The sequence below is a fragment of the Okeania sp. SIO1H4 genome (assembly GCF_010672695.1).
In the GTDB taxonomy this organism is placed as follows: Bacteria; Cyanobacteriota; Cyanobacteriia; order Cyanobacteriales; family Microcoleaceae; genus Okeania; species Okeania hirsuta.
On record NZ_JAAHGB010000006.1, the window covers coordinates 744,660 to 765,854 of the forward strand.

General features: G+C 34.1%; 17 protein-coding genes and 1 pseudogene. 4 read left to right on the forward strand and 14 right to left on the reverse strand.

Going from position 1 to position 21,195, the window contains the following annotated elements; all coding sequences use genetic code 11:
• Nucleotides 1-334: 334 nt before the first annotated feature.
• From F6K06_RS07425 to F6K06_RS07460, 8 genes are all read right to left on the reverse strand, one after another.
• Entirely contained in the window at nucleotides 335-3,334 is a 3,000-nt protein-coding gene (locus F6K06_RS07425) for an SBBP repeat-containing protein (RefSeq protein ID WP_287238885.1), read from the reverse strand.
• 293 nt (nucleotides 3,335-3,627) lie between these two features.
• Nucleotides 3,628-3,807, reverse strand: coding sequence for a hypothetical protein (locus tag F6K06_RS07430; RefSeq protein WP_205127530.1), 180 nt, complete (start codon nucleotides 3,805-3,807; stop codon nucleotides 3,628-3,630).
• A gap of 3 nt (nucleotides 3,808-3,810) precedes the next feature.
• Complete coding sequence (locus F6K06_RS07435) at nucleotides 3,811-4,569, reverse strand: radical SAM protein (protein WP_205127531.1); 759 nt, start codon at nucleotides 4,567-4,569, stop codon at nucleotides 3,811-3,813.
• Nucleotides 4,570-4,660: 91 nt separating this feature from the next.
• Nucleotides 4,661-5,644 (reverse strand): three-Cys-motif partner protein TcmP, encoded by a 984-nt coding sequence (gene tcmP, locus F6K06_RS07440; RefSeq protein ID WP_124147174.1) that lies wholly within the window; start codon nucleotides 5,642-5,644, stop codon nucleotides 4,661-4,663.
• A gap of 91 nt (nucleotides 5,645-5,735) precedes the next feature.
• The gene (locus F6K06_RS07445; RefSeq protein WP_124147175.1) at nucleotides 5,736-6,368 is read right to left on the reverse strand and encodes a hypothetical protein; all 633 of its coding nucleotides are present in this window, start codon (nucleotides 6,366-6,368) and stop codon (nucleotides 5,736-5,738) included.
• 403 nt (nucleotides 6,369-6,771) lie between these two features.
• Nucleotides 6,772-8,115 (reverse strand): sulfite exporter TauE/SafE family protein, encoded by a 1,344-nt coding sequence (locus F6K06_RS07450; RefSeq protein WP_124147176.1) that lies wholly within the window; start codon nucleotides 8,113-8,115, stop codon nucleotides 6,772-6,774.
• Between the two features lie 158 nt (nucleotides 8,116-8,273).
• Complete coding sequence (locus tag F6K06_RS07455) at nucleotides 8,274-8,504, reverse strand: hypothetical protein (protein WP_124147177.1); 231 nt, start codon at nucleotides 8,502-8,504, stop codon at nucleotides 8,274-8,276.
• Between the two features lie 203 nt (nucleotides 8,505-8,707).
• Nucleotides 8,708-8,863, reverse strand: a complete 156-nt coding sequence (locus F6K06_RS07460; protein WP_205127680.1) for a hypothetical protein — start codon at nucleotides 8,861-8,863, stop codon at nucleotides 8,708-8,710.
• A gap of 218 nt (nucleotides 8,864-9,081) precedes the next feature.
• Between F6K06_RS07460 and F6K06_RS07465 the strand changes: the two genes are divergently transcribed.
• From F6K06_RS07465 to F6K06_RS07475, 3 genes are all read left to right on the forward strand, one after another.
• Entirely contained in the window at nucleotides 9,082-9,312 is a 231-nt protein-coding gene (locus tag F6K06_RS07465) for a helix-turn-helix domain-containing protein (RefSeq protein ID WP_124155242.1), read from the forward strand.
• Nucleotides 9,313-9,326: 14 nt separating this feature from the next.
• On the forward strand, nucleotides 9,327-9,563 hold the full coding sequence (locus F6K06_RS07470; RefSeq protein ID WP_124147180.1) for a hypothetical protein: 237 nt from the start codon (nucleotides 9,327-9,329) through the stop codon (nucleotides 9,561-9,563).
• A gap of 111 nt (nucleotides 9,564-9,674) precedes the next feature.
• Nucleotides 9,675-9,887: a hypothetical protein gene (locus F6K06_RS07475; RefSeq protein ID WP_124147181.1), complete on the forward strand. Its 213-nt coding sequence runs from the start codon at nucleotides 9,675-9,677 to the stop codon at nucleotides 9,885-9,887.
• A 303-nt stretch (nucleotides 9,888-10,190) separates the two neighbouring features.
• Here the strand turns inward: F6K06_RS07475 and F6K06_RS07480 are convergent.
• The 5 genes and pseudogenes from F6K06_RS07480 to F6K06_RS07500 all read right to left on the reverse strand — a co-directional run bounded on the left by F6K06_RS07480 (nucleotide 10,191) and on the right by F6K06_RS07500 (nucleotide 18,270).
• Nucleotides 10,191-11,381, reverse strand: a pseudogene (locus tag F6K06_RS07480) (DNA cytosine methyltransferase).
• Nucleotides 11,382-11,654: 273 nt separating this feature from the next.
• The gene (locus F6K06_RS07485) at nucleotides 11,655-12,206 is read right to left on the reverse strand and encodes a Uma2 family endonuclease (RefSeq protein WP_287238902.1); all 552 of its coding nucleotides are present in this window, start codon (nucleotides 12,204-12,206) and stop codon (nucleotides 11,655-11,657) included.
• Between the two features lie 192 nt (nucleotides 12,207-12,398).
• Nucleotides 12,399-13,766 (reverse strand): UDP-N-acetylmuramoyl-L-alanine--D-glutamate ligase, encoded by a 1,368-nt coding sequence (murD, locus tag F6K06_RS07490; RefSeq protein WP_287238904.1) that lies wholly within the window; start codon nucleotides 13,764-13,766, stop codon nucleotides 12,399-12,401.
• Between the two features lie 824 nt (nucleotides 13,767-14,590).
• Nucleotides 14,591-16,750 carry a glycine--tRNA ligase subunit beta gene (gene glyS / locus F6K06_RS07495; RefSeq protein WP_124147184.1) on the reverse strand — a complete coding sequence of 720 codons (2,160 nt, stop codon included), beginning with the start codon at nucleotides 16,748-16,750 and terminating at the stop codon, nucleotides 14,591-14,593.
• A 1,361-nt stretch (nucleotides 16,751-18,111) separates the two neighbouring features.
• A complete protein-coding gene (locus tag F6K06_RS07500; RefSeq protein ID WP_161564613.1) occupies nucleotides 18,112-18,270 on the reverse strand; it encodes a hypothetical protein in 159 nt (52 codons plus the stop codon).
• Between the two features lie 901 nt (nucleotides 18,271-19,171).
• Here F6K06_RS07500 and F6K06_RS07505 point away from each other — a divergent pair.
• Nucleotides 19,172-19,858, forward strand: a complete 687-nt coding sequence (locus F6K06_RS07505; protein WP_240039063.1) for an ABC transporter ATP-binding protein — start codon at nucleotides 19,172-19,174, stop codon at nucleotides 19,856-19,858.
• 230 nt (nucleotides 19,859-20,088) lie between these two features.
• Here the strand turns inward: F6K06_RS07505 and F6K06_RS07510 are convergent, their stop codons facing one another.
• Nucleotides 20,089-21,132 (reverse strand): hypothetical protein, encoded by a 1,044-nt coding sequence (locus F6K06_RS07510; RefSeq protein ID WP_124145910.1) that lies wholly within the window; start codon nucleotides 21,130-21,132, stop codon nucleotides 20,089-20,091.
• Between the last annotated feature and the right edge of the window lie 63 nt (nucleotides 21,133-21,195).

Consider the following 21,195-nt stretch of genomic DNA (forward strand, 5'->3'; position numbering starts at 1 on the left):
TGTTTATTAGGAATTGCCGAAAATCCTCTAATATCATGTCCGTTGGTATAGGAGGATGTCATTTCAGTTATCAGTTATCAGTACCTCTGGCGCTCACCATCGGGATTGAAATAATGAAATTTATTCTTTTCATCCCCTTAAAAGGCTATGCTTTATAAACATCTTTCTTAACATAAAAATTGACAAAAATAGACAAGTTGTGCATAGGTCTTGGAGCGACTTTTTTAGGAGAACAGTGTATTGAAAAATACATTTTTTTGAGCACTGTAGACAATTTTGGTATACATTTAGACTTCTAACTTCTAACTTCTAACTTTTGACTTTTGACTTGATACTAATTTCCCGATCGCCCTTCAGCTTCACCAAACAGAATAAAATGTTCAAATCCACTGTTAAAAACACCATTTTCTACTGCTAAAGCTACAACAGGATTAGATGCTAGATAAAATCGTTCATCAAATGCAGTAGCTTTTTCATCACGCCCTTCAAAAAAACCAACATTAATAAAATGATCGAACCCACTCTTAAATACATTATTAGCTACCGCTTCTCTCACCCCTGGATTTTCAATTAAATAAGTAGTTTCATCAAATAAAAGACTGGGGTTGCGTCCTTGAAATTGACCTTGATTAATAAAGTGGTCTAAACCATTTGTAAACAAACCATTTTGCACAAATCTGGCTACATCAACGTTATTTTCTAAATAAAATTCCTCATCAAAATATATCTCTATTGGATTAATTTGTTGTTCCGTCAAATACTGAATAAAATTCTGGAAAATTTCAGGTGGCGTAACATCTGAAATAATCTTAGTCACAAAAGCATTAGATTCTAAACCAAAATTATTCAAAGCATCAATAACCGGAAAATCTATAGAATCAGAAAAACCAACTACATAAGTATTCTGAGCAGGGTCTATAACAATACCATTTCCAGATTCATTCCCCACACCACCAATAGTTGCAGAAAAATCTAAAAACAATCCACTACTAGAAACTTTACTAACAAAAGCATCATCTGGTAATCCCAAACCAACCCCTTCTTGAAACTCATTAATAACCGGAAAATTCACAGAAGCAGTACTACCAGTCACATAAGCATTACCCAAATTATCCACAGCAATATCATTAGCAAATTCACTATTATTTCCACCTAAAAAACTGGCATATCCCAAACTACCATTCCGATTAATTTTCATCACAATAGCATCACTACTACCGCCTCCAAAGAAATTTTGAAATCCACTCAAAGCAGGAAAGTCTCCCACAGGAGAAGTAGCAATATCTCCCTCAAGAATACGAGTTCCTGTTGTACCAGAAACATAAATATTTTCAGCTAAATCTATGGCAATACCACTACCAGAATCACCATCGCCACGACCATAAAAAGTTGAGAAAAGTAAGTCGCTACCTTCAGGATTTAATTTAGTAATAAAAATATCGCTATCTCCCCCATAAAAATTTTGCAGTGGGTTCTCAAGTGGGAAGTCAAAAGACCTAGTTGAACCTGTTATATAAGCATTACTATTATTATCAACTTCAATATCAATTGCTGAATCAAAATCTATGCCACCTAATAAAGTAGAATATTCTAATGTTTTGCCATTTCTGGATAATTTAGTTACAAAAGCATCGCGATTCAAATTATTAGTAGTTTCGGTTTGAAAGGCATCTTCTGTAGTAGGAAAGTCGGCAAAACCAGGAATTGGTTCTGCTGGAAATGGGGAAAAACCACCGGTACTTCCTGTTACAAAAGCATTGCCATTATTATCTACGGCAATACCTCTACTAATATCTTCGTCTCGACCGCCAAGGTAAGTAGAATATTGTACGCTATTACCTAAACTAGAAAGTTTTGTCACAAAAGCATCGCCGTTAAAACTACCTCCACCATAAGTAGTTTGGAAGGCATTAACTGTTAGGAAATCTAGAGAATTAGTATTACCTGTAACGTAAACTCCACCTGCTATATCTACAGCAATATCTGTGCCAAATTCATCGTTACTTCCTCCAAAATAAGTAGACCAAAGAACATTTCCATTTTGGTCGAGTTTCGTGACAAAAGCATCGTTATTAAATACTACTCCCCCACCATTAAAGTCTGATTTAATTGCATTTATTGTGGGAAAATCAATGGAAGTAGTATCTCCAGTTATATAAACATTTCCGGCAACATCTACAGCAATACCATTGCCACGGTCAAAACCATTTCCTCCTATTAATGTGGAATATTCTACAGTGGGGTCGATAACTAATTCATAGTATCTGTTATATTCTCCAATATCGAATCCTACTCGATTATTTCCGAGGAGTTGATAGGCAACTTCTACTTCAATTTGCTGACCATCTATTTCTTGATAAGCAATTGGGGGTGCTTCAGATAAGTCTCCTAATTCTGTATCTATAGACAGAGTACCATTGGCGAGAATATTAATTTCTTCAACTCCACTATAATTGAGAACAATTTGAGAAGTATCAGCACCGGGAGCGACAATAAAATCGCTTTTGAGATTGCCATCTACACTACTATATATAAGGTCAATATTTGGGTATAAATTTTCATACTCAATAGCGCCATAAGTCGGCAGATCGGTATGCCAATTATTAGAGTTATTACCTTGGAAAAAGTTAGCAACTCCTGGAAGTTTATTTAGAGGATTTATATTGGGGTTAGGGTTAGCATTCTCAAAATTTAGCGTTACTATATCTGAGGTAGTTTCACCTTCGATTTTTTGAGTAGAACTAAAGATAATTCCATCTTGAGCAAATAGTAAATCGTAGTTATTTGCTTTTGCTAAATACTCAACTTCAGAGTTGTTGATTTGCCCTACATTTTCGATAAAACTAATCCCTGTGAGAAAGTCATTAGCTTCAGAGAAATATGTCTGGGGTATGTCAAATTCTTCTACTTCTAATTCGGGGAGTAATATTTCTGAACTTGAGGCAATATTTAGATTATTAATTTCCCTAGTTTCAGAGAAATATGTCTGGGGTATGTCAAATTCTTCTACTTCTAATTCGGGGAGTAATATTTCTGAACTTGAGGCAATATTTAGATTATTAATTTCCCTAGCTTCAGAGAAATATGTCTGGGGTATGTCAAATTCTTCTACTTCTAATTCGGGGAGTAATGTTTCTGAACTAGAGACAATATTTAGATTATTAATTTCCCTAGTTTCAGAGAAATATGTCTGGAGTATGTCAAATTCTTCTACTTCTAATTCGGGGAGTAATGTTTCTGAACTAGAGACAATATTTAGGTGATTAATTTCATTACCTTCAGCTAAATAAGGTGTATGTAAGAATTCATTTTCCCAAAAATTGAAAGAATCCATAATTAATTTTCTCTAATAAAATCAAGCATCAGATTAGCAGTAATTTGTAATTTATCCAAGTTCTGAAAAAGTAGATGTTGGCTAAAACTTGAAATTAAAGTTGAATAGCTACTTTATTTATATCTTTTTTTTTGACTGGTTTATTTTCTTATACAAGAAACTGTTTACCGAATAATTAAGGTAAAAATTCTCTTACTCGCTGTGGAGAAACAATGAATTAGTTTTCCTTTTATTCAATCCAATCCGTTTTAGGGAGAGGTAATTATCAATTATCAATTATCAATTATTGAATCCTACCATTTTTCTATTGTCGGCAGATATAACCAACGATTTAATTTTTCTGCTGCTACATAACCTTTTAATTCTGGGTCTGGCCAAATATGAAGCTTATCTAAACATCCAATACTTTTAGCTGCTTCTTCCACCTCTTCCCATTGTTTAATAAAATTTTCTGCCCACGATTTTTTAGTCATAATTTAACTAGCAAATTCTAAACCTGCCACTATCATACGTTTACCATTACTTCCACGAACATTAATAGATTCCCAAAATATTACTTCTGGCTCAATTTTCATAATTTGTTCTAAATTTATTTTAAAATCATCTAATGTCATTATCGGAGGAGTGGGAGCCATAGCTACATACAATCTACATCCAGCTTGATGACCTTTTTGTAAGGCTTCATAACGTTTAGAAGGTGGGGGTGATTTTGGTTCAATTTTGAGACTAAGTTCATCATTAAAAAATGGTAAACTCATGCCAACTGTAATATTAGGCTGATTAAGAATATCTAAATCATTTACCCATAAAGGACTACGAGTTAAAATTCTTACTCTTTTCTCATTTTTAGATAATATTTCGACAGTTTGACGAGTAATTTTTGCTGTTTGATAATTTTGATATGGGTTGGTTCCAGAACATAATAAAACTACTCCTTTTCCTTCTGGTGTTTCGCGCCATTTTTTTTTACGATTTAATTTTTCTTCTAATTTCTGAGGTATATTTTCTCGAACTAATAAATATTTTCCCCAATCCATCTGAGGATTACTAATTCCTTTTTCTTGTAATTCCTTTTGTTTTGTCCGAATTGCCGGAGTTGAAGGTACATAACAAAATGTACATCCATGAAGACAACCAGATGCTATATTAATTACATAATTACATAATCCTTTCTTTTTGAGGGCACTTTCTTGAAGGGGATTAACAATTTTTTCTGAGCCTTTAATAATAGACATTGCCAGTACTCCCAAATAATTTGTATCATGTATTTTGGCATTTGCAGTCTTTTAATTTGTACCTAAGCTAATATTTAAAATTAAAATAAAGTTATTTATTCCCTGTACATCTAATTATATCTTTTTTTTGCAAATTTTGTACATATTTTTCTCTTACTATTTGATCTTTTATGATAATTTCTATTTCTTTATATTGTAATAATCTGTTTATTAATAAGTATTCAAAGTTATCTTTGGTTGCATGATGTTTCTCCATATAATCATTGCAGATTTGTCCGAAAGTTGCTTCGTAACCATTTCTAATATTCTGACCTAAGTCTTTTTCTAAAAGATTTATACAAGATTCGTGGTTTTCTAGAGAACTTTCTATGCAAAAATCTAATTTTGGCTGTTGCTCATAATAGTCAATAGTTTTTAATCCAAAACCATAAACCTTAAACTCAAATAAATGGTGTAAATTATTGTACTTCCACAAAGTTTCTTTCATTACTTGTAAGGCAGTTATATTCTGATAAAAATGCATTAAATAATATAAGACATCTATATAACCTTTAGGTATTAGAGAAAATGTATGTATATGTTTAGTGTTTCCTTTATCTCTAAATAATCTGAGAGACTCATTCCTTAAATAGCGTTGCCCACTAACTCTATCAAATAGTTTTAAATTTTCTGATTCATAATACCCACTTGCTTCTAGAATTTTATTAAAATTGACTGTATCAATACCATTTTTGCCAATAACAAATCTTTTTAAATCTCTAATCATATAGGTATAGAGAATTTCTGAACCCTTGAGAGTATTTATGCGCCTGATACTACTCATGGATACATGACTCCATCGAAAAGGATCAATTAAAAAGAAGGAATGACCTTTGCGATTTTCAGCTATATTTATACAATGAGAAACAGCATTTTCAAAATCACTACAAATAAATCCACACTGCTCAATTAAACTACCAAAATCTCCATAAATTTCATGTTGTTGTTCATTTACTAATTCTTCTAGAGCTGCTTCTAACATAGAATAATTTTTAAAGCAGTCTATATGATTTTTATTGTTATCTATAGAACCCATTTGGGTTCTCGAAGAAATTAGGCGATCGCCAGGGATTACTTCTAACTTCTAACTTCTGACTTCTAACTTCTGACTTGCGCGTAGCGCTATATCACCCACCAGTAACAGTCACGGAATAATTAAATTTAAAAGGTTTAAAACTTTTTCCATCTTTGGCACTCCCAATAATTTCTAAATCATAAACACCAGCTTTGGGAAAAGTAATTTCTGCTCCTGGTATCTCTTGATATTGCTCAGTATCAATACCTTTTAATTCTGGATTCATTATCGGTTTACTTTCAGCATTACGAGGTTGAGAATAAACATTTAACTGACAATCACATTCACTAAAAGGAACATTTTTTCCACCTTTACGAGTTAAAGCAAACCAGGCTAAAGAAGATTTGCCTACCTTTGGATTATGATTGGGAGTAATGTGAAAAGTACAAGCCACATCTTCAGAAACTTCAACATTATGAGCTTGAAATTTGAAAAAGGAATGAACTGGTTTGGTCAGTTTTTGAGACTCTAAAATAGAATCTTTATTTTTTGCTGAAGCAAACTGGAAGTCATTTATTTTTTGACTGTATTTAGATAAATATATATGCTCTAAATCATATTTTTTTTGATTACTAAAAATAAATTTTGGCGAAAGATAGTCGCTAAGTTTTGTAATTTCTCTACCAAAAGAAGAAATCAAAATTAGTAAAGAAATATTCAGACTAATTTTTAACAAGAAAAACATTTTTTTACCTTCTCCGAAATTTATTATCAAATAGTATTTTTGGCTATATTTAGCTTGTTTGAAGTTCTCAGATTACCTCAGAATTATCTTTTCATATAGAATCCGGTTATACAGTATATGTTTATAATTCTATCCACACTTCAATCTCCCCTACTCCCCTACTCCCCCAAATATATAATAAGTATTCAACCGAATTTGATATCAGTGGTGGGTTTACAGCACTTTGCGACTCTATGAGGTAGACTCATCGCGGGCAAGATGCCTGCACTACAATATTTTCAGCATTTACCCTGTAAATCATTTGCCCGAAATATCCTGTAATACCTCACCGTCAATGAGGGTACTTAAAATTGTTTGGGGTTTGTAGACACGGAGTGGCGCGTCGAAAACTATCCATAAGCAATTAGACCTTCTGCCTTCTGCCTTCTGCCTTCTGCCTTCTGCCTTCTTCAAGCACTTGCTTTTGAATTTTAACTTGTTCCAGTGGTGGTACATAATATTTGTCTATAGAAAATAAAGACCAAAACTGATGGGAACGTATAATCAAAACAACTAATATTGTCATGCCAAAAAAAATAGTACGCAACTGATTTCCCAAACTCCATTCCAACGCACCCAAATAATGGGAACCCACCGCCACCACATGAACTCCACATAACAAAAATGCCGGAACACTCAACAAATGTATCCTTCGCCACCACTTACCAAAATATTTCACTGCTCCATCAAAACTCGTCAGTGCTAGCGGTAACATTAACCCCAAACCAAAAATACCTGCCCATATTCCTACCTGATGCAGAGGCAACATAAACGATACTGCCTGCATATTCCAATTTAAACTGTGGTCTAACATTTTTCCTGTATGTGCCACCGACAAAACAAATGCTCCCATTCCTATTACTCGTCGATAACGTAGAGGTTGACTCCAAAACCGACTTAGAGGTCGCGCTACCAATGCTATTATTAAACATAATATTGCAGCAGAACCACTGTAGTCAACCATCTCACCATTTCGCATGACTACCATGATGCCAGTAAAGATACTCACCCATCCTGCCATCTCAAATAGTTGACTACGTTTGTCTGCAGTCAAAAAAGATGTCAACATTCCTACCCCTAACATTGAGGGTAATGTTCCCAACCCAAATGCAAACATAGTCGCTCCACCTAACCAGATATTGCTAGTTTCTGCGGCTTTAATTTGAGCAGCATAGAGAAAACCACATGGCATCAAACCCCAGACTAAACCCAGAAAAGCGGGAGTCCACCATTTGTTTTCCATGGAAAGATTAACCATGACTGTACTGAGACGGTTATGTAGGTTGTTTTTTTTCAAGGGGTGGAATATTGGTAGTTTGGGTAATAGTTGTGGTTGCACTTTTGCCAGACCAAACCAAATTAGCATTAAACCTGTGAGTATTGCTAACCACCGTCGCAAGTCACTGTCGATGCCAGCTAAATGACCACTTGCTACTAATACGGAACCTAATGCACCAATACCAGCACCAGTTAAGGTATAGCTACAGAGGCGGCCGAGGTTAAGCAGGGTATGAAATTGAAATTGATGCCATTTGTTAGGAGGAGTTGGCGGTCGAACATCTGTTCCACTCCGCGATCGAACATCCGTTCCGTTCTGCGATCGCGTAGAAAGAGAGAAAGTTGCAGTCAATGGTCCGCACATTCCAACGCAGTGACCGAAACTGCCAAGAAATCCTAAAGTTGTTAATAGTAATAGGTCTAATAGCACGTTTTTTTTCAGGGATAGTACCCAAATAAATGAATAAAATATTTATAACTCATAATGAATAAAATATTTATAACTCATAATGAATAATTACATCAATTACTTCTGTCAAAACTCCTATATCTAAAATAACTTTTCTTCTCATAATTACCTTATATTCTCTACTTTAGTTTTTTCAAAGATAGACCGCCTACTCCACTTTCCAAACAGCCAACAAATTCTTTGGCCGCTTCCAACATTGAAATAACTTTTTCCTCTTTTTCTGAAATCTCCTGTTTTTGCCCTTTAAACTTTAAAAATGCAATAAAATCTAAAACTTCCTGCTGTTGTTGAAGAGTTAAATTTTTCACGTTTTCTAAAATTATTTGTTCGTAACTAATTGCTTGAGTCATTTGTTTATTTTCCTACTACATTTAATAGATTTTTTTAGATTTTAGCAGATTTTCGAGATTAAAATTACCAATGTTATCTTTTTCTTTTGGGTTTAATACCCCAATGTCTACACGGTGTTTACAATTGGTTAGATTTTGATTCCCCATCCACTTTTTGCTTCTTCCTTCTTCCTTCTTCCTTCTTCAACAAATTACTTTAAATTTCATTTAGCTGAAGGTCTCTCTAGGTACTTTTTATTATAAGATAAATCCCCAATGCCACTATCAACACAACCAACCCATTGTTTAGCAGCTTCATAAGCAGATATCGGTTTTTTTTCAGGGGTAGGAATTTCTATATTTTGGTTTTTAATATGCAAAAATTTAATAAAATCTAAAACTTATTGCTGTTGTTGAAGAGTTAATTTTTTCACCTTTTCTAAAATTATTTGTTCGTAACTAATTGCTTGAGTCATTTGTCTATTTTTCTCTTAATTTGAACGATTTTTTTTACATCTTAACAGATTTTTTATGTGACACATAGTCCGTAGACTAATAATCCACAAATTATCAAAATCTAGGGTCAAAATATAGGGTTATGGATAAGTCGAAAAGTAAGATTCTGACTGCCCTTGGTAGTTTGATTAAACAACGTCGGATGAAATTAGGAATTTCTCAAGAAGAGCTTGGATTTCGATCTAATTTAGATCGTACCTATATATCTGGACTAGAACGTGGTGTGAGAAATCCTTCTCTAACTGCTCTTGTTAGTTTAGCTGCGGGAATGGGTATTAGTGTATCTGAACTTCTTGATAATTTAGAGGCATAAGCTAATAATATAGAGTGAATAATCAAGACTTAGTAGAAAAGTTAAAATCTACATTTAGAAAAAACTCTACTCAATTAAAAGTATTTAATCTTTTATCAGATAGAGAATGGCATTGTCGTAGTTGTGAGGGTAAAAACATAGCATCAGAACAATATGCAGGTGGAGGTGGTACTCAAGGATTACAAAGAGGTACAAAAAGTCGCCCTGGTTTAGAAATTAAAACAGAAAGAAAGTTCTGCAAGACTTGTTAAAAACAAACAACATGGGATTGTTGGACAGGAAAAATTAAAGCAGCAAATGCTCCTGCTAATATTCCCTCAGAATTAGTTGAAAAAATATTATCTGTCTATTTCTATGTAGATGTGATTGAACAAAGACAACGACCGCGACATGAAATTATTATTGACCATCGCTTTCCAATGGAAAGATGGGGAAATGTTGAAGAAACTCATAACTTAAATATGAGTGAAACTGAGATTAAACAAAAATTTCAATTGCTTAAAAAAGATAGTGCAGGTAATCATAATCTTTTAAAATCAAGAAGCTGTGAATTTTGTATTAAAACTGTTCATTAATTGATAATTGATAATGGAACATGGATAATTATAGCAGGTTTAGAGTTAGGTAGAAATAGGGAGATAAAATTAGGGATTTAAAAAACTCTTTCATTATCAATTATCAATTATCAATTATCCATTGGTAATGTACCTCAAGTTGGAAAAGATGCTGAGACTGGATGTATCGGATGTGGTTGGTATAACTTTGAGATTTGGCGAAATACTCTTAATCAAAAACTAACTGAGTTTAAGCAGGATAATTAACTATTAGATATCTCCAAAAATCAAAAATACAATCAATTATCACCTATAAATTATCAATTACTTCTTCCTTCTTCCTTCTTCCTTCTTCCTTCTTCCTTCTTTCTTCTTCCTTTCATCAGCAATTTTATTTAAAAAAGGAATCAACGCATAACCTATACATTCTGCTAAACGAGGAGGTACAGCATTACCAATTTGCCACATGGCTTTTTTCATAGAACCCTCAAAAATAAAAGAGTCAGGAAAACTTTGTAATCTTGCCATTTCTCTTGCTGAAATTACCCGATTAAGGTAAGGATGAATATGAGTACCACCATGATTTTCTTTAATAGTCATACTTGGTTTACCCAGATATTGTCGCTTAAAAGCATCAGCATAAGTCTTATATAAAGAACCACCAGGAGGCACTTTAGCAAGTCTTTCCATATATTCTTGTGAATGTCGAGTCCACTGATGATTAATTTCTGGAATAGGAGTTAATTCTGGAAGGTCAGAAATTGCTGATTCAATTGGTTTATATTGATGGGGTAATAGTTGAGGTTTTGGATAAGGATTTATCATGCCAAATTTATTGGCAATAAAAATAGTTCTAGGGCGAATTTGCGAAATTCCATAAGCAGCAGATTCTAGAATTGCTACAGATACATTAGAATAACCAATATCGATAAATGTTTGACAAATTTCTTTTTGAACACCACCTTTTTTCATAGTAATAATTCCAGGCACATTTTCCATAACAATATACCAAGGACGAATTTAATTAACTACTCTCACAAACTCTCGAAATAAATTATTTATAGGGTCATCAGGATTACGTTTTCCGGCAACTGAAAAACCCTGACATGGAGGACCTCCTACTACTAAATGTATTTCTGGCAAACCAATTTGATTGAGCCATTCTGTAGAATTAAATTCTTTGATATCCCCAGAAAAATGATGAGATGTAGGAAAATTTTTTCTATGGGTTGCTGATGCTATTGAATTTTCTTCAACACTTGCTATTGGTTGAAATCCTGCTTGAACTAAACCTTGTGTCATGCCTCCAGTACCGCAGAACAAATCGATAAATTTATAGTCAGATTTCAAGATGGGTTTGTCTTCAGTTTTAATGATTTTTTTATATGGGTCGCTGTCATTATTATTTAATTCATATTGGATTTTTTCATAACGTTCTAGTTTTGCTTTTTTATGATAATTTTTATCGTTTTGATTCTCTAAATTAGGAAATAAAGATAGTTGTTTTCCTTCCATGAAATTTTCCCTGTATCTGTATGTTTTTTAGTATAGTAAAGAATCAGAAAATCTAAAACTTTCTGCTGTTGTGCTGAAGCTAATTTTTTCAGTCTTTCTCAATTATGCCGCAATTAATTTCTATTATTAGACATCTCTAATCATCAAAAATAAAATCAATTATCCCACTCTTATTCATCAATTCTTTATCCCTGCTCCTTGCTCCCTATTCCCTACTCACTATGCGTGGAGGAGATGTCTATATGATATAATTTCTCCCTCCTAGTTAAATTTCTATTCAAACTCTGGTGCCCACACTTCTGCTACGGGTAATTTCCATCCAGGTAATATTTCTGCTACTTCTAAAACATCTCCATCTCTGAGGACAATTTTTTCTCTCATAAACCGATAAACTTCCATTGTCCGATTGCGGGGATTTACTAATACACCGACAATAGTTCCTAACTCTAGAAAATCTTGTATTTTCTCACGCAATTGTGGTAACTTATCGTTCTTAGATTTCACTTCAAAAATTAGTTCGGGAACTAATTCTGCATAATCTTCTGTAGGACGAGGTAATTTTTCTGCACTAATAAAAGAAGCATCTGGTGCCCGGATATCTCCATCTGCATTTGGTAAGTGAAAACCTCCACTAGAAGCAATAACTCTACCTAATTTCCGAGGTCTTACCCAATGCCATAAATAAGCCACTATTGCTGCTGCTACTTCATCTGATTCTAAACCAGAAGGACTCATAACAATAATTTCTCCACTTACTAATTCCATCCGATAATCTGGATAGTCTACTTGTAACTTTTTTAAATCTTTAACTGTTAAACCTGACATAGTTATCTCTCCTTTTTTTGTGCTTAATTAAATGTTAAAATATCCCTCTCTCACCGAATAATTAAAGTGGAAGTCTCTGAGTTAAAGAAAAAATAAATCTAACAAATTATTTTAGTCAATTCTTTTCTTTTAAGAATAGGTAATTATTAATTTTTAAAACCCTAAACCTAACACCCACAATTTTCGTTTTTCTTATCTCTTTCTTCTTCCTTCACTAATAAGTTTTAAACACAACTCCCGAAAATGTTCTCCTCGTTGTTCAAAATTTGGATATTGGTCGAAACTTGCACAAGCAGGAGATAATAATACAACTTTTGCATCATATTTTTTCGCCAATGCTGCACCTCTAATTACTGCTCGCTCCATTTCTCCTACTATTTCATAATTATGAAAGTTAATTTTTTGTAGTCTCTTGGCAAAAGTTTCAGCGGCATCACCTATTAATAAAACAGCAGCAACTTTTTCCTTAATTCGTCGCAACCAATCATTATCATTACCTTCTTTAGCTTCACCACCAGCAATTAATAACACAGGTTCAGGTACAGCACTTAAACCAACTGCTGCTGCATCATAATTTGTTGCTTTACTATCATTGAGAAAATCTACTCCATTCCAAGTACAAATATATTCTAAGCGATGAGGTACACCAGGAAATGTTTTCACTGCTTCAGCGATCGCCTCTTTTTCTATTCCTGCTAATTTCGCTACTGCCACTGCCATCAATAAATTCTGCTGATTATGATTTCCCAACATTCGTAGGGACTCCACAGAAACTATTTTTTCCCCTCGCGCTACTACCCACCCATCCTCAATGTAAATTCCTTTGGCAATATCTCCCACTAAGTTAGTTTTACCTTTAACACTTGTCCAGTGGGCATTATCTCCAAGATTAGTTGCATTTTGACGTATATACGAGTCGTCACTATTTAAAACTTGTGTTTTAGAGCGATTTAATAAAGCTGCTTTGATATTAAAATAATTTTCTATTGTATAGTGGCGACTCAGATGATCGGGGGTTAAAGTAGTCCAAACACCAATTTGAGGTGTAAGGGTACTAGATGATTCTATTTGATAGCTGCTAATTTCTGCAATTACCCAATCTGGTGGAGTTTCTAATAAAGCTAATTCACAGGCAGCATAGCCAATGTTACCACAGGCAGGAGCATTCAATCCTGCGGTCTTAAAAATTGCAGCAACTAAAGAAGTAGTAGTAGTTTTGCCATTAGTACCAGTTATCCCTACCCAAGGGGAAGATTTGAGATATCGCCATGCTAGTTCCATTTCTCCAATAGTTTCAATTCCACTTTCTCTGGCACGTTGGAGTGGGGGTATATCCCAAGGTACACCGGGACTAACAACGACTAAATCTAAAGATGTTTCCGGTTCAAACGAATAACCTAACTTAACAGTAATACCTTCTTGAGTTAAATTTTGTTGTTGTTGTTCAAGAGAGTCGGATGTGTTGCGATCGCTCAGTTCCACTTCCCAACCATTTTTCTTGAGCAGTCGCGCAGCAGCAATACCTGATTTTCCTAGACCAATAATATGAGTTTTTGGCATAATAAATATTTTTTGGTAGATATTTTGGTAAATTTACAAATTACCAAATGATAGTTATTTTGATTTTACAGCAGAGTGGGCTAAAAAGCTTTTGTTGGGATGACTTTTCTCATCGTTAGATATCTCCAGAAAAGAGGGAGTAGGGGGTAGTGAGTAGGGGGAAATAATTGATAATTTCTATGTGATAATTTATTTTATTTTTTATGATTAGAGATGTTTATTAAAAACTGACAATTTTAACTTTCATAATTTCAACAAAAGCACTATTTATAGGGGCAACTATAGAGGCATTTCCTGGCAAAAAAAATCAAAATAATTGTCCCAAATTATTGCTTAATTAGTCTATAACAGTAGGGTACGTTAATGAAATGTAACGCAACTAATTAGTTAATATTACTAATTTTTGCAATTAGACACTAGCTATGTCAGTCGAGTAGAGTGCATTAATGAAATGTAAGACACCTAATTAGTATTTCCTTAACTAAATTTAGTATTTTCTTAACTAATAGTACTAAACCTACGCATCTAACATGGTGTCATGCGACGCATTATTAAATACCTTTGATAGTACTAAACCTACGCATCTAACATGGTGTCATGCGACGCATTATTAAATACCTTTGATAGCATATATTTTAGCCATAATAGCGCACCCTAAAATTATGAACTTTGAAGAAGGAGTCAGGAGAATGGGGTCGATGGGAATTCTCACTCCATCAACCGCATTTGCACCGCGGGTGACGGTGGGGTATAAAACTTATAAGGGATAAAGATAAACCTAGGAATAATTCACCTACGTCACAAAAAATTCTATCCGTATGTTCCTAACTTTTAACTATTTCTCCAAAGTCTGCCAATACTCGTGCATTATTGCGGAGTAACCCTAACAAATTTAATCGATTCTGTTTAATTTTCGGGTCTGGGTCCATTACTAAAACACTTTCCGGCCCATCAAAGAAATTACTTACAGTTGGGGCAATTTTTGCCAAACCATCTACTAATTGTTGATAATTTCTGGTTTTTTGAGATATTTTTGTTTGAGGTACTAAATCAACTAAAGCATTATAAAATGCTAATTCTGATTCACTTTTAAACAAGTTTAAATCTACATTTTTTTTAGGTGCAAGTTGTATTTTATCTAACTCACCTTGAGTCGCCAAACGAGTTGAACGGTTAACAGTTTCATAGATTTGGTCAAGCAGACTATTTTGCCGAATACTTTGTAAGAAAACTGCCCGATTTCGTACATCTAATAAATCTTTTAATGCTCGTTCGGTATATTCAGAATCATTATTGCCTAACACCGCATTTACCAGATCGTAATCAATATTTTTTTCCTCTTGTAAAATTGTTTTAATTCGCTGCAAAAAGAAGTCATATAATTGGGGCAATAATTCTGATTCTGCTTCGGGATAAAATTTCGTAAAATCTACAGAAATTTGTGCTAATAACTGATGTAAATTTATTGGTAATTCGGCTGACCAAGTAATATTTACCACCGCATTTGCTGCCCGACGTAAAGCGAAGGGGTCTGAGGAACCTGTAGGTAACATTCCCAATCCAAAAATACTTACCAAAGTATCAAGTTTATCTGCCAAACTCACAACTTGACCGCTAATACTTTCCGGTAAAATATCTCCAGCACCTCTAGGCAAATAATGTTCAAATATTGCAGTTGCTACAGCTTCATTTTCCCCACAAGCACGAGCATATTTTTCTCCCATTATTCCCTGAAGTTCGGGAAATTCATAAACCATTTGAGTTACTAAATCAGCTTTGCAAAGTAGGGCTGATCTTTCTATATTTTTGCTTTCTTCTTGACTGACTTTTAACTGTTCAGCTATTAACTTAGCTATATTAATAATACGTTCTACTTTTTTCCGAACCGAACCTAGTTTTGCTTGAAATGTTACAGCTTCCAATTCAGGTAAATAACTTTCTAATGGTTTAGCTAAATCTGCTTTATAGAAAAATTGCCCATCAGCTAATCTAGCTCTAATTACTCGTTCGTTTCCTTTAGCAATAATCTCTGACTTTTCCGGGTCGCCATTAGATATAGTAATAAAATATGGCAGTAATTCAACTTTAGCTTTAGCAGTTTTTGTGGATTTCAAAACAGGAAAGTAACGTTGATGTGTCACCATAACAGTTGTTGTTACTTCCGAAGGCAAAATCAAAAATTCTTCATCAATTTTACCAACTACTGCTGTCGGCCATTCGACTAAATTTGTAACTTCTGCTAATAATTCTGTCGGAACTTCTGCTGTTCCTTGAACTTTTTTAGCTACAGTTTGTATTTGTTGTTCAACTTGACTCTTTCTTTGTTGAAAATCTACTTCTATATAAGCTTTTTTCAAGACTTCTGCATAATCTTTTGCCTGCTCAATTTCTATAGACTCAGGATGTAAAACTCGATGTCCGTAAGATATACGATCAGAAGTAATTATCTCAGAGCCATTTTCTAAATTTATCGGCAATATTTCCCCATCTAATAATGTTACTAACCATCGAATAGGACGAGGAAATTTGATATCTCCATCTGCCCAACGCATAAATCTTTTACCTTCAAGTTTATTAATCCATTCAGGTACTAATTTGATGAGAATTTCTGCCGTTTGTTTACCCTTAATTTTTTTATTAACAAAGACAAAATCACCTTTTTCAGTCGGGCGTATTTCTAGGTCTTTTAATTCTATTTCTTGTTTTTTAGCAAAGCCTTCTGCTGCTTTTGTCGGTTTACCATCTTTAAAAGCTGCTTTTGCCGGAGGACCTTTAATTTCTTCTTCTCGGTCTGGTTGTTGAGTAGGTAAATTGTTGATGACGACAGCTAAACGTCTGGGTGTGGCATATATTTTAATCCCATCATTTGTTAAGAATGCCTCACTCAAGGCAGTAGGGATAAGTTTTTCCCACTGTGATATAGCTTCAGAGACAAAAGTTGCGGGTAATTCTTCTGTACCAATTTCTAATAAAAATGTCGGCATAGTAAAATATTGACAGATTTGGATATTATTATACCGTTTCACTAAAGTCAAAAGTCAAAATTCAAAAGTCAAAATTTAAAAGTGATATTTTAAGTACTTAAAACTTCTACTATACAGTAATCTCAGCTTATTATTTGACTTCATCATTTACCAACTATTTGTCACATTTTTTAAGTGAAATGGTATTAGTTAATTAGGGCTTGCTGATTAAATCTAAAAGTATTTACAGATAAAGGTTTTCGCCTTTTTTGGGCCTTTAAAAAGTGCCTGATTTTCAGCTCTTTATGCTCAAAAAGGAGCTTATTTTAGGCGCATAGTTGGGCAGAAAAATCAAAGGACAATTCTTACTGCTACCTCCTCGTTCATTCCCTTTTCTCCTGTCTTCCCCTCCTGGGAGGGGTTAGGGGTGGGTTGTCTCCTACCCTCACCCATAAGACTTTTTCAGCAAACCCTAATTACAACAGTTTACCGAAAAATTGAGTTTAAAGCTTTCCCCTTCTAATATCAAATCTCACGCATTTTTGCTACATCTTCTTCAGCGGGGGAGTAGGGGAGTGGGTAGGGACGTTGCATGCAACGTCCCTACAGGGAGAAGTAAACATAAGAATAATTAACAATAACTGGAGTGCTAATTATCAAAAAAGTTATTCAATCTGTATTAATTACTTAATAATTTAAGTGTCATTTAAGTTAAGTATTCTTTTTTCATGCTTGGTATAAAACCAAATATCACACATTTTTGCTGCGTCTTCTTGAAAGCAGGCAATAGTAGGGACGTTGCATAAGTGGTGGTGTATTGTCCCGCAACGTTTGTTAGGAGGTACGGCAGTGGGAGCATCTTACTCCCGTGCCTGGTATTCCTTTTTGCTGTATACCATTATGCTTCTAAGGACTATCAGACCTAAGACCGTTTCACTAAAGTCAGAAGTGATACTTTAGGTACTTCAAAGCTAGGCATTGCTGAGGGGCGGGATGAATATCAGTGGGGTGGGTATCCTGCCTGGGGTGAAAATATAAGGAACGGGGAACGGGCAAGATGCCCCCAAACACAAAACTATTAAAATCATCCCGCATTTATGCAACGCCCAAAGCTATACTCTACAGTAATTTCAGCTTATTATTTTACTTCATCAGTTACCAACTATTTGTGACATTTTTTAAGTGAATTGGTATTAAGACCTAAGACCTACCACCTAACACCTAATTCTGTGCAGTCTTAAATAAAATTGGTATAAGTTATAAGTTTTCAATTAACTATTCTATGACTATTATTTGTATTTTTAAATATTCTATAACTATCTGGAATAAATATTTTTCATCTTTATAAAAAAGCATAATTTTTAATTAACATCTGCTATGTTTTATACCATAATTAATCTTCTACTATAAGCTCGTAAATATATGACATTGAAGTTAGTTAAACCAATAATAAGTAAATTATTAATCCAGCACATACCTCTGGCAAAAATAAAAATTAAATCCTTTTTTCTTTCTAAATATTTATCTTTCCCGTCTTCCATCACCTATTCAGCAACTCTGGCAACAAGTTTAACTATTTTGTGTCTGAAGAGACAGACTTCTTAAGCAAGACAATTTATTTAGCGATCGCTTTTATTCCCTGTTATGTATATATGTATATAGATACGAATCACTTCACTTTTACTTAGTTAATCGCTTTAATACAAAATCATAATCGTACCTGGGTACTAATAATTACATCCTGGAGAAAAAAAATTTTGTGAACCATAAGCATAAGATCAGGGTTATAATTATGCTTAAAGATGTAGACTAAAATTATGCCAATAACTTGCACTTGAGCCATCAATATTCATAACTCTGATGTTTGAAGCCAAACACTGAATAATCCGAAATTGAGTCAGGCAAAAATGAAGAAAATACTCAAGCACTAAAATATGTAACTTCTACCTCTACCTATTTACTATTTAAAGTATTTATTCTCATTCAATTCTCAGCAAATAGTATCTACCTATTCAATTTTATCTCTTACTTTAGGGCTGATTAGGCTAAAATAGAATTTGATGAAAATATATAAAGTTGTTCTTCAGGTGAGAGGCCATGATATTTGAATAACTCACAGACTTGTAACTTAAATTTTCCTATCATAAATGTTAGAAAGAGAACTCCCGTTATAATCGCGAGATTTAACTGTGAGAGTGTCAAAGAAATTCAATTATGATTATGTCCAAAGCCAAAAATTGGGTAACCAAAGACATTCGTATAATAATGCTTGCATAAGCAAACATTACCATGAGGTATATTCCTCTACCCCAGAAACACTCTAGCTTACTATAAAGTCACACTATGACCACTTTCAATATGTACATGGCTGCCGCAACCAAAACTAAAAGCACTGATGTCTGCACTTATAGAGAGATTGCTAAATTGAACACATCAGCAATTATGGCTTGTGGGTTGACAATGACCTACCAATCTGGAAAACAGTCATACCAGGTACTGAAGAATATTGACTTGACAGTAAACAAAGGTGATGTCCAGTTATTGATGGGACCATCTGGTTCTGGTAAAACTACTTTGCTGTCAATCTTAGCAGGATTATTAACACCCACATCTGGTAGAGTCTGTCTCCTGGGACAAGAAATCACTAAAATGTCCAGAAGCCAACTAGCCAAGTTTAGACTTAAGAATATTGGCTTTATCTTTCAGGGATTTAATTTGTTCCCTGCATTGACGGCAACAGAAAATATAGAAGTGGCTCTGAATATGAAGGGTATTAAAGGTAAGGCAGCAAAACATGAAGCTCAAATACTTTTAGAGCAAGTAGGACTAGCACCTCAGGCCAAGCTACATCCAAGAGATTTATCTGGTGGCCAAAAACAAAGAGTAGCTATTGCCCGCGCACTATGTGGAAGTCCTAGGGTAATCATGGCTGATGAACCCACAGCAGCATTAGATTCTCACAGTGGTCATACAGTTATTGAGTTACTGCGTCGTCTTGCGAAAGAAGGTGGTTGTACAGTGTTAATGGTAACTCACGATCCTAGAATAGTAAGTTCTGCTGATAGAGTAGTTTATCTTGAAGATGGGGTTGTACAGGAAAATAAACAACTATCCGATCATATTCTGTAATTTTAGTAATATATTCACATCTAGTGCCGCTACGCGGAAGTCAAAAGTCAAAAGTCAAAAGTCAAAAGTATTGATTGGTAAGGGTTCTAGGATTTTGTAACTGGTCAGTTATTTCTGCCATCCTGCACTAGAATTATTGTAACTTTCCAGATATTAATCTAACCCTGGGAACTCATTTTTTTTGTTTACTTTTCTTTTTCTTTGTTTTTGTTGGCTACTTCTGTATTGTTTTATTTAATTGTAAAATTTGTTCCTCGATAACACCCTTGAAAAGAAGTTAAATTAGTATTAGTAATTTGTTCAAGCTTAGTTACTAATGAGGCAGTACTAGGATGGTGGTGAAATTTATCCCACTGATAGGCAAATTCACCAATATAGCTACCTGTTCCTTGATAACTAAACTCTTCTATAGGTATCCCAGAAATACCAGAAATTTCTTGGTCATGATATCCATTAATAATTACTTTCTCTAATTTAACTTCTTTACCCAAACTAACATTCCAATGTACAGGTTCATAAGAAGAGAGAGCTAAAATGACAGGCTGATTTTTTCTTTCTATTTTGACATTAATAGTGCCTGTGGGATGATAGCCACCATGATGATCTGAGCGTGCCTCATAAACACCTACCAAGTGTAACTCCTTCTCTCCATTAGAAGTATTAAAAAAAGATGAAAAATTATTACTGCCTCCAACACCACAGGCAAACCCATCAACCACTCCTCTAGGCAATTCATTTTGATTAGCTTGCTGTTGAAATTTTGACCTAATTAATAACCAGCTACCAAAAGTAATACTAGCTATTAAAACACTGGCAGTTATAACAATTAAATATTTAATATTTTGGTCAAATAAGTTTATTCTCAGCCGCTTATTTTGAGAATAATTAAAATTTTGACTACTACCAGACGCTAGATCGACTTTTTCATCCAGACAAGCTAATAAATTTAAACTTTCTGGTTGTTCTAACATAGTAGAAACAATTTTTGCTGTTCCTACATATAGATTTCTATTTTTTCGATCTAAAATTAACCAATATTTATCAGTTTCATTTAACTGATAATCTTTTACTTCAGAATTTACCAGAGGATGCTGAATAAAAATCTGCCAAGCAACACTAATACCAGTACCGATATTTTTACCGTCATTGTACATAACTTGGTCAATTTCTGGTTCCCAGTGAAAAGCTACCCAGGGATGGTTAGATTTATATCCTAATGACTTTTCTAACTGTGGGTGAGCTGTAAAATTTAAGAGTTTGACGAGATTAGACATACATCAGTTTCCAACTTGATGAACTAAAGTTCTTATTTATTTTGGTTTAGGGAGTCAGAAGTA

Bases quoted from the DNA above. Each gene is read 5' to 3' on its own strand.
- F6K06_RS07425 (WP_287238885.1), bottom strand. From the start codon at position 3,334: ATGGATTCTTTCAATTTTTGGGAAAATGAATTCTTACATACACCTTAT.
- F6K06_RS07430 (WP_205127530.1), bottom strand. From the start codon at position 3,807: ATGACTAAAAAATCGTGGGCAGAAAATTTTATTAAACAATGGGAAGAG.
- F6K06_RS07435 (WP_205127531.1), bottom strand. From the start codon at position 4,569: ATGTCTATTATTAAAGGCTCAGAAAAAATTGTTAATCCCCTTCAAGAA.
- tcmP (WP_124147174.1), bottom strand. From the start codon at position 5,644: ATGGGTTCTATAGATAACAATAAAAATCATATAGACTGCTTTAAAAAT.
- F6K06_RS07445 (WP_124147175.1), bottom strand. From the start codon at position 6,368: ATGTTTTTCTTGTTAAAAATTAGTCTGAATATTTCTTTACTAATTTTG.
- F6K06_RS07455 (WP_124147177.1), bottom strand. From the start codon at position 8,504: ATGACTCAAGCAATTAGTTACGAACAAATAATTTTAGAAAACGTGAAA.
- F6K06_RS07465 (WP_124155242.1), top strand. From the start codon at position 9,082: ATGGATAAGTCGAAAAGTAAGATTCTGACTGCCCTTGGTAGTTTGATT.
- F6K06_RS07485 (WP_287238902.1), bottom strand. From the start codon at position 12,206: ATGTCAGGTTTAACAGTTAAAGATTTAAAAAAGTTACAAGTAGACTAT.
- murD (WP_287238904.1), bottom strand. From the start codon at position 13,766: ATGCCAAAAACTCATATTATTGGTCTAGGAAAATCAGGTATTGCTGCT.
- glyS (WP_124147184.1), bottom strand. From the start codon at position 16,750: ATGCCGACATTTTTATTAGAAATTGGTACAGAAGAATTACCCGCAACT.
- F6K06_RS07500 (WP_161564613.1), bottom strand. From the start codon at position 18,270: ATGGAAGACGGGAAAGATAAATATTTAGAAAGAAAAAAGGATTTAATT.
- F6K06_RS07505 (WP_240039063.1), top strand. From the start codon at position 19,172: ATGGCTTGTGGGTTGACAATGACCTACCAATCTGGAAAACAGTCATAC.
- F6K06_RS07510 (WP_124145910.1), bottom strand. From the start codon at position 21,132: ATGTCTAATCTCGTCAAACTCTTAAATTTTACAGCTCACCCACAGTTA.